Origin of the sequence: Streptomyces sp. NBC_01497 (assembly GCF_036250695.1) — a bacterium.
Lineage (GTDB): Bacteria > Actinomycetota > Actinomycetes > Streptomycetales > Streptomycetaceae > Streptomyces.
In genome coordinates, this window is record NZ_CP109427.1 from 5,893,367 (window position 1) to 5,906,658 (window position 13,292).

Sequence of the window (13,292 nt, forward strand, 5' to 3'; positions counted from 1 at the left end):
GGAGCCGATGGGGCGCGGCGACGACCGCCCGGCGACGACCGGCCCCTGGTCGGGGACCTGGGTGTCCGACCGGCTCGGCGTGGCGCTCGACGGCGGCCCGGATCTGCCGGGCCTGCTCGGGCTGGCGCTGCGCGACAACCCCAAGCGCGCCCACCTGCTGGTCTCGAACGTACTCGGCAAGCACGTGCCGCAGAGCCCCGCCGTCGTGCACGGCACCGGTGTACGGCTCGGCGAGCGGGTGCGGGAACTGCTGGGCGACGCCGCGACCCGGCGGGCGGTGATCCTCGGGTACGCGGAGACGGCGACCGGTCTCGGCCACAGCGTCGCCGACGGCGTACGCGACGCCCCCTACCTGCACTCGACGCGACGGCCCGTGGCGGGCGTGGCACGAGCGGGCGGCTTCGAGGAGTCCCACTCGCACGCCACCTCCCACCTGCTGCTGCCGGAGGACCCCGCGCTGCTCGCGGGCGACGGGCCACTGGTACTGGTCGACGACGAGTTCTCCACCGGCAACACCGTGCTGAACACCATCCGCGCGCTCCACGTCCGCTATCCGCGCCCCTGGTACGTGATCGTGGCGCTGGTCGACATGCGCTCACCCGAGGACCGGGGCCGGCTCACCGCCTTCGCGGAGGAGATCGGGGCACGGGTCGACCTCGTGACCCTGGCGTCGGGCACGGTACGGCTCCCCGACGGCGTGCTCCGGCGGGGCCGGGAGCTGGTGGCGGCGCACGAGGGCGCGCAGACGCCGCCCTACGCGGCGCTCGCCTCGGCGCCCGCGCCCCGGGCCGCCGTACTCACCCGCGTGAGCCTTCACTGGCCGGACGGGCTGCCGGACGGTGGACGGCACGGTTTCGTCCCCGCCCACCGCCGGGTGCTGGACGCGGCGCTGCCCGGCATGGCGGCGAGGGTCGCGAGGGCCCTGCCGGAGGGGGCCCGGCGCGTGCTGGTGCTCGGTTTCGAGGAGCTGATGTACGCGCCGCTGCGGATCGCGGAACACCTGGAGACGGCGCTCGGCGCACCCGGCGCGGGCGGCCAGGCACGTGCCGCGGCCCCGGGGGCGCGGCCGCGTACAGTCACCGTGCCGGGCGTCGAGGTGCGGTACTCGACGACGACTCGCTCACCGGTGCTCGCGGTCGACGACCCCGGTTACGCGATACGCAGCAGGCTCGCGTTCCCCGCCCACGACACGCCGGCCTTCCCGGCCGGGTCGGCGGACGCGACGGGCCGCCGGTACGCCTACAACGTGGCCGGTGGCGGATTCGACGCCGCCGTCCTGGTGGTGGACTCGGCGGGCGACACGCCCGCACTGAGCGCGCCGGGCGGGCTGCTGGCGCAACTCGCGGCCCACGTGGACCGGGTGGTGGTGGCCGTGATCCCCACCTACGTACCGGAGCGAGCCGCGCAGTCGGGCTCACCGGCACCATCCGAAGAACCAGAGCGACCAGAGCGTCAGGACACGACCATGCTGCCCGAGCCACTGCGTGGCCCCGCCTTCTCCTCCTACGCGCCCCACGAGGTGGGCTGGCTCCTCCAGGACCTGTCGGACGTGGAGCTGGAGGCCCCCACGGAGGAGCGCGAGGAGGCCATCCAGAGCGGCGGCGCGCACTACGCCGAGTCGCTGCCGGTCGAGTACCAGCCGAGCGCCGCGTACCAGGAGCTGTTCCGGTCGGCGCTCGACACGTCCGCGGCGCGCATCGCGCGGGCCGTCGGCGCCGTCACCGAGACCGTCCTCGCCGAACGCTCGCCCCGCCCGGTGCTGGTCTCACTGGCGCGGGCCGGCACACCGGTGGGGGTGCTCATGCGCCGCTGGGCCGCGTACCGGCACGGTGTGGACCTGCCGCACTACGCGGTGTCGATCGTGCGGGGCCGCGGCATCGACACCGCGGCCATGCGGTGGCTCGCCGCGCACCACGACCCGGCGGACGTGGTGTTCGTGGACGGCTGGACGGGCAAGGGCGCCATCACTCGCGAACTGGCCGCCGCGACAGCGGAGTTCGACGGATTCAACCCGGAGATGGCGGTGCTCGCCGACCCGGGTGGCTGCGTGCGGACCTACGGCACGCGTGAGGACTTCCTGATCCCGTCCGCCTGCCTCAACTCGACGGTGTCCGGGCTTATCTCACGGACCGTTCTGCGGGCCGACCTGGTGGGGCCGGACGATTTCCACGGCGCGAAGTTCTACCGTTCCCTCGCGGAGGCGGACGTGTCCGCACTGTTCCTGGACTCCGTGTCCGCGCACTTCGGCGCGGTCGCCGAAACCGTCGACGCGGACGTCAAGGGGCTGCTGGCGGCGGACCGTTCACCGACCTGGGCGGGCTGGGCCGCCGTCGAGCGGATCAGCGAGGAGTACGGCATCCACGACGTGAACCTCGTCAAGCCCGGCGTCGGCGAGACGACACGTGTCCTGCTGCGGCGCGTCCCCTGGAAGATCCTCGCCAAGCGCGGCGCGGGCGCCGACCTCGACCATGTCCGGCTGCTCGCGCGCCAGCGCGGTGTGCCGGTCGAGGAGGTCGACGAACTCCCCTACACCTGCGTGGGATTGATTCACCCCCAGTTCACCCGTGGGGCGACGGGCGCGGACGGCAGGGCGGTGTCGGGGCAGTGACCGGCCGACGTGTGCTGGTCGCCAGCGACCTGGATCGCACTCTTGTCTATTCCGCCGCCGCACTGGACCTGAGCATGCCGGACGCGGCGGCGCCCCGGCTGTTGTGCGTGGAGGTCTACGGGGGCAAGCCGCTCTCGTACCTCACCGAGACGGCGGCCGCGCTGCTGGACGCCGTCGCCCGCGCCACGGTCTTCGTGCCGACGACCACCCGCACACGCGAACAGTACGCGCGGATCCATCTGCCGTGCCCGCCGCCGGAGTTCGCGATCTGCGCCAACGGCGGCCACATCCTGGTGAACGGTGTGTCCGACCCTGCCTGGCAGGCCCGGGTCACGGCGCGGCTCGCCGAGGAGACCGCACCGCTGGCCGAGGTGAGTGAGCGGCTGGTGGCATCGGCGGACCCCGCGTGGCTGCTCAAGGGGCGTGTGGCGGAGGACCTGTTCGCGTACGCGGTGGTCAACAGAACGCTGCTACCCGGAGGTTGGCTGGAGGAGCTGACCGAGTGGGCCGACGGGCGCGGCTGGACGGTCTCCCTCCAGGGCCGCAAGGTGTACGTGGTGCCCCGGCCCCTGACCAAGAGCGCGGCGCTGGCGGAGGTGGCACGGCGCGCGGGAGCGGACCTCACTCTGGCGGCCGGCGACTCCCTCCTGGACGCCGACCTGCTGACGGCGGCGGACCGTTCCTGGCGGCCCGGCCACGGGGAACTGGCCGACGCGGGCTGGACGGCGCCCGGTGTCACGGCGCTCGGGACGGCCGGGGTGCTCGCGGGGGAGGAGATCCTGCGGGCGTTCCTGGCCGAGACCGCGCTCCTCGCGGAGGCCGCGTCCTGAGCGGACGCGTGCTTGTGCGCGGGGGCCGGGCGGGAGATACGGGGACGGGCCGGGCGGGGGGTACGGAGACGGGCCCGGCCCGTCTCGGCGGGGCCCTGAACGGCACCGCCCGTAGCGCGGCCGGGGGGCGGACGCATAGCCTGCCCTTGCCGGCGCGTCCGGACCGGAAGCCCCCGTTCCGGGGAGCCGGCGACGGGCCGGTCGACGGATCGCCCCCAGCTCCGGCCAGCCCGTACCTCCTACCGCGACCCCCAGGAAAACATGACCGTGCCGCACGCCTCCGCCCTCTTCGACGCCGTCGACCCCGCCGTGCTCCGGCGCCGCCACAACACCAAGTGGTTCGGCGCGCCCGAGGACGTCCTCGCGCTGTCCGTCGCCGAGACCGACTTCGCCCCGGCCCCGCCCGTCATGGAGGCGCTGGAAAGAGCGCTCGCCGACGGTGACCTCGGCTACGCCCCGCCCGACGCGATCGGCCTGCCCGCGGCTTTCGCCGCGTTCGCGGGCCGGCAGTGGGGCTGGCACCCGGACCCGGCCGCGTTCGTGCCGGTGTCCGAGGTGATGGTCGGGGTGGTGGAGGCCCTGCGTGTCCTGACCGCGCCCGGTGACCGGGTGGTCGTGGAGACGCCCGCGTACGGCCCGTACTTCCGGGTCATGCGCGAGACGGGCCGCACGCTCGTCCCCGTACCCCTGCTGCACACCGCCGACGGCCGGCGCCGGGACATCGAAGGACTGCGCCGGGCGTTCGAGCAGGGCGCCACGGCGATGCTGCTGTGCCACCCGCACAACCCGACCGGGCACCTCGCCGACCGGGCGGAACTGGCGGCGGTCGCCGAGGCCGCGGCCGAGTACGGAGTCGCCGTCATAGCGGACGAGATCTGGGCGCCGCTGGTGCTGGACGACGCCCCCGCGGCAGGAGACGGCACCGATAACGGCGGGAGGGACAGCGGTGGCGACGGCGGCGGCTCGGCCTTCGTGCCGTACGCGACCGTGCCCCAGGGCCCCGGGGCCCGCACGGTCGTCCTGACCTCGGCGTCCAAGGCGTACAACATCCCCGGCCTCAAATGCGCCCTGATGCTCCCCGTCACGGACGGGGCCGCCGCCGCGCTCGGCGGGCTGCCGGAACTGCTGCCCTACCGGATATCGCTGCTCGGGGTGCTCGCCGCGCAGGCGGCGTTCGCACAGGGCGACGCGTGGCTCGCCGGCCTGCGCGGATATCTGCGCTCCAACCGCGACCTGCTGACCCGGCTGCTCGCGGAGCACGTGCCGGACGCGGGGGCGCGCCCCGGCTACGTACCGCCGGCCGCGACGTACCTCTCCTGGATCGATCTGCGGTCCGTGGTGCCGGACGGTGTTCCGGTCGCCGCGTACGTGGAGGAACGCTCCCGGGTACGGCTCTCGGACGGCGAGGAGTACGGCGCGCCGGGCTGGGCGCGGCTCAACTTCGGCACGAGCGCCGCGCTGCTTGAGGAATCGGTGCGCCGGATGGGCACGCTCCGAGACGGGCTCTGAGACGTGGGGGCCCCGGACACCGGGCCACGCGGCTCCGGTTGTCCGGGGCCGCCCGGCGCGGGGATCCGGGGCCGCGTGGCGGGTGGGGGCGGGGCCGCCGGCGCGCAGAGGCCCGGGTCTCAGCCGCAGCCGCAGGCACCACCGCAACAGCCGCCCCCGCCGCCCGCGGCGGGCGCGCCGCCACCCTGGGCCGCACCGCCCACGGAGACGGTCGAGAGCAGCTTGACGGTGTCGCCGTGCCCGGCGGGGCAGGGCGCGGGGGCAGCGGACTGGGCCATCGGCCGCCGGAGTTCGAACGTGGCGCCGCAGGTGCGGCAGCGGTACTCGTAACGAGGCATGGGCCGAGCGTATCCGGTACCGCGCCCCCGCGACCGGGTCCGGGCCCGGCCGCGCGGATCTCGCACCGCCCGCCTGCGCGAGGCGGACGGGAGGAACCCCGCCGAGGACTCAGCGGTGGAGGTGGCTGCTGCCCGCGCGTTCCTCGCGGATCTCCGTGACCACGCGGGCCGCCGTCTCGCGTACGGCCTCCATCTCGGTCAGGAAGTGCCAGTAGTCCGGATGGCGCCCCTCCAGGCCCGCCAGCGCGCGATCGACCCGCCCCACCGCGTCGTCCAGGGGCCTGGCGTGCCGCGGGTCGGGCGTACTGCGGCCCGCCATCGCCAGACGCTGGGCGTCGCGGACCGCGAAACGGGACCGGTCCACCTCCTGCTGCGGGTCCTTCTGCACGGCGTTCAGCCGCTGGAGGCGGTCGCCCGCCGCGGACACCGCCTCGTCCGTCTCGTTGAGCAGCGCCCGTACGGTGCTGAGCAGGGATGTCGCGTCCGGCCAGCGCTGCTCCTCGCGGGCCCGGGCCGCCTCGGCCAGCTTGGTCTCCGCCTGGCGCACGTTCTCCGCGGCCTGCGCGGGCACGGACTGGAGGTCCTGCCAGCACGCGGCGGAGAACCGGCGCCGGAGCTCGCTCAGCACCGGCTCGACCGAGCCGGCGCGGTTCGTGAGCGCCTGGGCGCGCGTACGCAGGGACACCAGCCGCCGGTCGATCTCCTGCGCCCGCTCCGGCAGGCGCTCGGCGTCCCGCCGCACGCCCTCCGCCTCGCGCAGTACGCGATCGGCGCGCTGGAGCGTCTCGCTCACGCCGTGCCGGCCGGCCCCCTCGTTGAGCCGGGTCAGCTCCGGCGAGAGGGCGGCGAGCCGGGCCGCGAGATCATCCGCCCGCAGTCCGGAGCCACGCACCGCATCGAGAGCGTTGCTCGCGGCGAGGAGCGCCTGCTTCGCCCGCTCCACCGCGGGGGCGAGACGCGCCAGCTGGGTCGCGGCACTGTCCAGCAGCGGCTCAAGCCCGTCGGCGAACCGGTTCAGCTCGCCCCGCACCCGGTCCAGCTCGTCCTTGGCCTTCGTCAGCTCGTTGTGCGCGCGGGTCGCCGTCGCGAGGTCGAGGTCATGGCGGTCCAGGTCGTGCGCGTCCACCGCGGTGATGTAGTTGCCGCTCGCCTCGTCGATCCTGCGGCCGATCGCGGCGAAGTCGTCGAGCGCCTTACGGGCCCGCGGAGAACTGTCGACCGCGCTGATCGTCTCGATGGAGATCCGCAGGTCGCGCTGGGCGGTGTCCAGCTCGTAGAACGACTCGGCCGCCGCGTCCTTCGCGGCCTGTGCCGCCGCCCGCTGCTGCTCGCTGCCGCCGCGACCACCGCCGAACCAGCGCCGGCCGCCGGCGTTCCCACCGCTCGCCAGGGCGGCCGGCAAGGCCGCGACCAGCAGCGGAACGGGCAACAGCACCAGCGCACACAGATCCCGCAGGCCGCCGGCGAACGACGCACGCGCGCCAAGAGAGCCGGTGCGGGCCCGGACGCCGCCACCATCGCCGCTGCCCCCCGGGTCATGGACGGCGTCCGCCCCCGCTCCAGAGCCCGCGGAGTCCCCAGAGTGCGGATGCGCGTATGTCACATGCCTCTCCCGTGCCGGTTTCGCCCTGCCGGTTCATTGTCCCACCCGGCAAGGACGAACACACGGGTCGGTCAGTTCGCAGCTCGCACAGAAATCTGACCGTTGGAGGTGTGGGCCATCACCGAGTGCGGACTCGCGTCGTCGCGCGGCACCCCGATGTCGATGCCGCCGTTGCTGCTCCCGGCGTCGACCGCGTACGCCGTGTGCCCCTTCGGCAGGTTGATCCGCACCTGCCCGTTGTGGCTGTCCACGTCGACGTGGTCCGGCACGGTGGAGAAGCCCAGGCGGATCGCGCCGTTGCTGGTGGTCGCCGAGATCCTCTTGCCGGTCAGGCCGAGCGCGGTGAGCGAGCCGTTGTCGGAACTCAGGCTGACCGGGCCGGAGCTGTCCCGGACCTCGGCGTCCCCGTTGGAGGTGCGCAGCGAGACGGAACGCGTGAAGCCGGAGGCGGTGACCTTGCCGTTGCCGCTGCTGACCGTGACGTCGACATCACGCGGCACGGTCACCTTGTGCAGGGCGGAACAGTCCGTCGCCAGGCCCGAGCACTTCACCTTCAGCTTGAGCGTGTCCCCGTCCAGCTCCCAGGTGGCCTTCGGGCCGGTGCCGAGGAACACCCAGCCCTCGACCTGCCGCTGCACATGAACCCCCGTGACGTCGCCCGGCACGACCTGGACGCCCGAATCGTCGGCGTCGATGGTGAGCTTCTTACCGGTGAACGCAAAGGTGTGCTTCTGTACGGGCGCGCTCGACGGATCGGCACCGCAGGCACCGACCGTGGCGGCGATCGCCACGACCCCGCAGACGGCGAGGACGGCACGGGTGCGGCTGCGTGGGCGCGGGTGTGGGTGTGGGTGTGGGTGTGGGTGTGCGGCGACGGTGGTCACAGTGATCGTTCCCCCAGGTTGGACCGTCCCTCGTCGGGCGGTGCCCCCACCGTAGAAGCCAGGACCCCCGGCGCCGATCCTGCCGCCCACCGTCTACGGGGTGGGGCTAACCCCCGGTCCGGCCGGCGCCCCGGGCACCTCCCACCCACTGCGCCTGCCCGTCAGGGCGCCCTCCGTGCCACCGGACCTCCCTGCCCGGCCGCCTCCGTGCCCGCCGACCTCGTGCCTGCCCCCTCCGTGCCGGCGCCCTCGGTACGTGCCCTCGGTCCCCGCCGACCTCGGTACGCGCCGCGTCCGTTTCGCCCCAGCCACGGGCCCGGCCCCGGACCGCTGGCCGGGTCCCCCATCCCGCCCAGGTCACGGCGTTTGCCGCCGGGGCCCATGGGCCATGTACCCTGATGCCTCATCCACGGGTGCGTAGCTCAGGGGTAGAGCGCTGCTCTTACAAAGCAGATGTCGGCGGTTCGAAACCGTCCGCGCCCACCAGCACAAAGGCCCCCGACCGATCATGGTCGGGGGCCTTTGACATCTGGTGGGAGCCTTCGCCATCCGGATCCCGGACCTGATGAAGCGCACTCGGTGCATCTTGATCATTGACTCCGTCACGGACATTGAAGTCGCGCGCAGCACAGAGCTTCGCAGTCGGCCGCGCCAACAAGCCGGGCGAGGCCGCTGCGTTCTTGCACGCGGGAGCAGATGCCATCAACGGCGATGTGCGGGCCGCTGCCAGCGAATCGAGTCGCTCCGCAATGAGCGCGGGAGCTGTTACGGGTTTCCTTACCTCATCAAGCCCCGGCTGTGCTCGGCTCCGCCGGGTGCGCTTCGCTCCTGCCTTCGGCCCGCGCCGCCCGCGCTGCGCCGACCCGCGCCCACAAGGGATAGGGCGAGGCCATGAGTCGAGACCCGAAGGTGCAACGGTGGCTCACCGACAAGGACATGCCTCCGGCGGGGGCGCTCATGTGTCCGGGATGGGAGGGCCCGTCCTGCGGCTGCTGGCATCGTCGCGGTTGTCGTGGGGGCCCATCCCGACCACCTTTGACCCAGGCAGAGCCGAGCAGACGCGGCCCAGGGCGTCAAGGTCGTTCGTACAGTGGTGCGCTCCACCTTGACGCCATGAACCACGCCCGCTCCACTACGTGTGGGCCGAAGGCGGACGGGAGGGGAGCACAGGAAAGTGGGGGCTGGCGATCGGTAGGGTTGTGTAACCCCCGGAGGGATCACCTGTAGATAGCAAGAATATCTAGCATCAGGGCAGGGCCTTCGAGGTACTGGTCTTCTTCACCTTCCTTGGGCTTCGTTCGCTCCAGGGCGCGTCTTTGCTCGCGTGAGATAAGAGACGACCCAGGGAGGGCAAGGAGAGGCTTCCATTGCCCCTCTCCCCAGCGCTTTGAGACCTTTCCGGTGATTCGAGCGGTTCCCTCCATGTCGCCCTTCACGTTGCCTGATTCGAGCTGCCCGGCGATACGCCAATTCGAGGAGTCAAGGTCGCCAACGACTAGCGCCTTTCCTCCAAGGGCTCCTACGAACCCCCTAAACGCATCGCGTTCGTCCTCACTGGGCAGCCCCTGAGCTGCGGTAGCATCGAACATGCTCACGAAGGGGAGCAGTGCATCCAGCTTATCGAGAGCCTCAACAAGCCCCCCGTCCGGAGTCAAGGCCTTAACGATTTCCGGGACGTAGATGTCACACTCGATATCGATGAGCGCACCTACTCCGATATCCTGAAGATCAATATCCGGGTCCACAACATCAACCCAGCCTGCTATTTTCGGTTCGGTTCTGGCAAGTTCCATTAGGCGCTCAAATTGAGCCTGTGGAGTATCGGTAAAACTAGCAGATTCCTCTGTGCCGCGCGTTCGGCCGATAGCCGCCTCAACGACGCTGGCTTTCACGCCACCACTCGCATTTTTCCCTGTCGATGTTTTCCGCTCAAGGGATTCGCGGATTCCGCCCTCAAGGGCACTCACGTAGTCCGCCAACGTCGTTGCGTCGAGGTACAGGAAGCGCTTCAGCATGCGTAAATCTTATGAGTTGAGCCATCGGATGTCAGGTGAGTTGCGAAGTTCGTCCGTACCCGTCTGGTTGGCGTGGCCGGCGACACTGTGCAGTGACCCAAGCTTCCCGTTGCTGCCGACTCGGCGGCACGTCGGCCTTGGTTAGCTCCGCGACCTTGGGCCAGTAGAGCTCGACCTCCCGCCGGAGGGCCACCTGACATCCATTGCTGACATCAACGGCGACGGATTCCGGCGGCCGATCTGGGACGGCCATGTCAGCGCTGTCGTTGATCGTTGGAGGGGAACCAAGCACCTCGATTGAGCTTACAAGGCAGGAGTCATCGTTGGGATGCGTGCCAGATCCGTGCCAGATCGAGCGGTCAACCACGGTCACTTGAAGTCCTCGACGGCGCAGAAGCCCGTAGCGAGGCCCGCAGCACGAAACGCGGCGTGGCCAGCTCAGACGCGCCGACGAGGGGCGCCAGGCTTACAAAGCAGATGTCAGCGGTTCGAAACCGTCCGCGCCCACCAGCACAAAGGCCCCCGACCGATCATGGTCGGGGGCCTTTGACATCTGGTGGGAAGCCTTCGGTACCCGGATCTGACATCAACGCGCACGGTCAGCCGCGATCGGGACGCCTCTCAGTATCCGGTCGGGGTGGCTCACAGTGTGAGTTCCCGCTGCATCGCTCGGGCTGATGAAACCGCACCCGGTGCATCTTGATCAGTGGCTCCGTCACGGCCATTGAAGTCGCCCGCAGCACAGAGGATCGCAGCCGTCCGCGCCAACAAGCCCGGCGAGGCCGCTGCGTTCTCGCACGCCGGAGCAGATGCCATCAACGACGATATGCGGGCCGCTGCCGACGAATTGAGTCGTTCCGCAATGAGCGCGGGAGTTGTTACAGGTTTCCTTACCTCATCAAGGCACCCGGCTGCGCTCTGGGCGCCGCTGCCGCCTTCGGCCCGCTCCGCCCGCGCTGCGCCGACGCGCGCCCCCGAGGGGAAGGGGCCGAGGCCACGAGTCGAGACCGAAGACGCCACGGCAGCTCACCGGCAAAACATGCTTCCGGCGGGGGCGCTCATGCGTCCGGGGTGGGGCCCGTTGTGCGGGTGCCGGCATCGTCGTGGTGAGCGTGGGTGGCTCCGATCCCGGTCCCAGGTCACTTCTTCGGCTTCTGATCCGACTGGGCTGGCTGCTCAACCGGGGGCCCCGCGTCGCGCATGTCCGCCGCGCGCCGCCGAACGTAGCCGTCGAAGTCCCGCTTGATGCCTTGCACGTCCTCGATGGGGATGCGCACGGGATCGCAGTAGCGAGCGTCGCAGTTTCGAGGGGAGGAGCCGTCGATGAGCGACACGCCACCGAGCACCAGTCCTGCGACGTCATCAATGTCCGTGCACAAAACCGGGTGAAAGAAGCAGTCCTCGTAGATGTCCCCCACGCGGATGCCGGCAGGGTTGCGAGGGTCGGTGGCTGACTCCATGCGCTCAATCTGCCAGAGCCGACATGACCGGCGCATGCAGGGGCAAGGCGGGCCGGTTGTCAAACCGCGGGCGCCAGACGACATCAACGGCTCACACCAACAGCCACGATCACCGCCGGTCGGTCGCTGACGTCGATGCTGGCTCCACCTGGACGACGCGAGCGCCGACCGGCACCAGGCCGGCCTGTTGACCGACCTGATAAAGATGAGGCCACACCTTCACGCCTGCGGCCGGGCAAGACGAGGACGCCAGTTTGGCGCGCTGTGGAAGACCTCGTGCCTCAAGATCGTGGACTAGGCCTGGGGCAGAGCTGGATGCTCGTACCCGAGGATGTCGTAAATCCAGCGGTCGAAGTACCGGACTTCGGCCTCTCGGTCACCCTCGATGGTCAGCCACTCACGGGCGGCCGCGACCATGCGCGTCTCGGCTTGATCCGTTTCCGCAGGCCGGAGCTCGACCCAATCGGTCAACGCGCCCCAGACGAGTTGGAGCGAAACGCACGCTTCGTCACCGTCATCGCCTGGCCACTGACGCCCAGCAAGAGCCCAGATCTCCAACGCCGCATCATACGGTGAAGACTTGCCATTCAAGATGACTGCCGTATGCGCTCTGACCGCGGCGCGAAAGGCTTCCGAGTCCTCCACGATCTCAAGGATAGGGGGCACGACCCGGGCACGACCCGCCTAGCCTGTAAGGCGCAGAAGCACAGCAGCCTCGGCGACCGCACGCGATGGTCCCAGTGCGAATGTCCGCGCTGACGCCAGCCAGACCTCAGAGAGTTGCCCGTATCGAGGAGGCAGGCGCAGTCATCGGGCCATGCCACTCTCGTGCCAGAACGTTCGGGGACTCACGGGGAACCGGGGCACAGAGCGAGCTGTTCGGCCGCACAACGCCAAACCAGGAAAGCCGCAGCTCGGGCCCGCGATCGCCCAACCTCACTGCTAAAGCGGTGGTCCACACCCGGTGAATGAGATCATCCATGGATGCCAGACGCGCGACTACCGCCAGGGTGGACCCTTCAGCAGATCGCCGACGTATCCGGGGACCACGAGGCTGTTGTCCTCGACCCAAACAGGGCGGTGAAGTGGGTCGCCTTCGACGGAGCCGACGAGGTACTGCAACCAGAAATCGTGCTCGGCTTCCATAGTTTGTGCCTCGTGAAGCCAGTCCAAAACGACGACTGGTACATGGGCAGCCTGTACGAAGACGGCAGCATCGACTGTTGGACAGCCTATGGCGACCTGTACGAGGCACTCCGCGGCCTGTAGAGGCACAGGCCGATTATCTAACTGCGCTACCACTACCCCGTACCGACGCGGACATCCGCGGACTCGGGCGAACAGGCCACACAATTCAAGCCCATTGAGCCGCAGCTCCTCGGGTCGGACGCATTGCTTCGGGACGAAGCGAGGGATGGGTGGAGTGAGGCGCCGTCGGCCTGGAGGGCTTGGTCTTCAAGCGGCTCACCGAGCGCTATCCGGCCGGGTTGGCGGAAGTACCGGGCGCGCGCGTCCACCGAGGCCATCGTCGGCATCGTGACCGGTGCGCTGCATCGGCCGGCGTTCGTGCTGCTTGGCCGGCTCGACGATGCCGACCGCCTCCAGTATGCGGGTCGGAACATGCAACTGGCGCGCCAGGCCGGCGAACACCTCGGGGCGCTCTTGGCGCCCGCCCCCGCCGGAAGCCCATCGCAGCGCTGGACGTTCTCAGCGGCGTGGGGATCGCGGGAGAAGCTGGACGTGAGGCTCGTCAGTATGAGCCACGTCGTCGAGGTGAGGGCCGACGTCGCATTCGACAGTTCGGGCCGGTGGCGGCATCTGGTCCGACTCCTGCGCGTCCGGGCCGACATGGCACCGGGTGACGTGCCGCGGGCCGGAGGGTGACAGACGAACGGCCCTCCGAGGGACGGCCGGTTTGCGGGGCCGGAGTTGAACCGACGTCGACTGGGGACAAGCCCGTCTGCTCTCTACCCATTGAGCTACCCGCCTGCGTGCCAGTGTCTCAGGCGACGACCAGCGCATAACGTGCGACTACGCGTCCTTGC

At 70.6% G+C, this 13,292-nt stretch carries 11 protein-coding genes and 1 tRNA gene; 6 read left to right on the forward strand and 6 right to left on the reverse strand.

The window, feature by feature from the left end; genetic code table 11:
- Positions 1–7 precede the first annotated feature (7 nt).
- The 3 genes from OG310_RS24830 (at position 8) to OG310_RS24840 (ending at position 4,947) form a co-directional block, all read left to right on the forward strand.
- A complete protein-coding gene (locus OG310_RS24830) occupies positions 8–2,608 on the forward strand; it encodes a phosphoribosyltransferase (RefSeq protein ID WP_329458075.1) in 2,601 nt (866 codons plus the stop codon).
- On the forward strand, positions 2,605–3,438 hold the full coding sequence (locus tag OG310_RS24835; RefSeq protein ID WP_443078726.1) for an HAD family hydrolase: 834 nt from the start codon (positions 2,605–2,607) through the stop codon (positions 3,436–3,438). The genes OG310_RS24830 and OG310_RS24835 overlap by 4 nt, the downstream gene beginning before the upstream one ends.
- 261 nt (positions 3,439–3,699) lie before the next feature.
- On the forward strand, positions 3,700–4,947 hold the full coding sequence (locus tag OG310_RS24840) for a MalY/PatB family protein (protein WP_329458076.1): 1,248 nt from the start codon (positions 3,700–3,702) through the stop codon (positions 4,945–4,947).
- Between the two features lie 119 nt (positions 4,948–5,066).
- Here the strand turns inward: OG310_RS24840 and OG310_RS24845 are convergent, their stop codons facing one another.
- The 3 genes from OG310_RS24845 to OG310_RS24855 all read right to left on the reverse strand — a co-directional run bounded on the left by OG310_RS24845 (position 5,067) and on the right by OG310_RS24855 (position 7,679).
- The gene (locus tag OG310_RS24845; RefSeq protein ID WP_329458077.1) at positions 5,067–5,285 is read right to left on the reverse strand and encodes an FmdB family zinc ribbon protein; all 219 of its coding nucleotides are present in this window, start codon (positions 5,283–5,285) and stop codon (positions 5,067–5,069) included.
- A 109-nt stretch (positions 5,286–5,394) separates the two neighbouring features.
- Positions 5,395–6,741 carry a hypothetical protein gene (locus tag OG310_RS24850; protein WP_329460362.1) on the reverse strand — a complete coding sequence of 449 codons (1,347 nt, stop codon included), beginning with the start codon at positions 6,739–6,741 and terminating at the stop codon, positions 5,395–5,397.
- A gap of 218 nt (positions 6,742–6,959) precedes the next feature.
- Positions 6,960–7,679: a DUF4097 family beta strand repeat-containing protein gene (locus OG310_RS24855; RefSeq protein WP_329458078.1), complete on the reverse strand. Its 720-nt coding sequence runs from the start codon at positions 7,677–7,679 to the stop codon at positions 6,960–6,962.
- Positions 7,680–8,183: 504 nt separating this feature from the next.
- On the opposite strand from OG310_RS24855, the gene OG310_RS24860 reads away from it, so the two are divergent.
- Positions 8,184–8,258, forward strand: a tRNA-Val gene (locus tag OG310_RS24860).
- 731 nt (positions 8,259–8,989) lie between these two features.
- Here the strand turns inward: OG310_RS24860 and OG310_RS24865 are convergent.
- The 3 genes from OG310_RS24865 to OG310_RS24875 all read right to left on the reverse strand — a co-directional run bounded on the left by OG310_RS24865 (position 8,990) and on the right by OG310_RS24875 (position 11,892).
- A complete protein-coding gene (locus tag OG310_RS24865; RefSeq protein WP_329458079.1) occupies positions 8,990–9,787 on the reverse strand; it encodes a DUF6414 family protein in 798 nt (265 codons plus the stop codon).
- Positions 9,788–10,926: 1,139 nt separating this feature from the next.
- Complete coding sequence (locus OG310_RS24870) at positions 10,927–11,247, reverse strand: hypothetical protein (protein ID WP_329458080.1); 321 nt, start codon at positions 11,245–11,247, stop codon at positions 10,927–10,929.
- Positions 11,248–11,541: 294 nt separating this feature from the next.
- Positions 11,542–11,892, reverse strand: a complete 351-nt coding sequence (locus OG310_RS24875; protein WP_329458081.1) for a hypothetical protein — start codon at positions 11,890–11,892, stop codon at positions 11,542–11,544.
- Between the two features lie 339 nt (positions 11,893–12,231).
- Between OG310_RS24875 and OG310_RS24880 the strand changes: the two genes are divergently transcribed.
- A complete protein-coding gene (locus OG310_RS24880) occupies positions 12,232–12,516 on the forward strand; it encodes a hypothetical protein (RefSeq protein ID WP_329458082.1) in 285 nt (94 codons plus the stop codon).
- A gap of 267 nt (positions 12,517–12,783) precedes the next feature.
- On the forward strand, positions 12,784–13,131 hold the full coding sequence (locus OG310_RS24885) for a hypothetical protein (protein ID WP_329458083.1): 348 nt from the start codon (positions 12,784–12,786) through the stop codon (positions 13,129–13,131).
- Positions 13,132–13,292 lie beyond the last annotated feature (161 nt).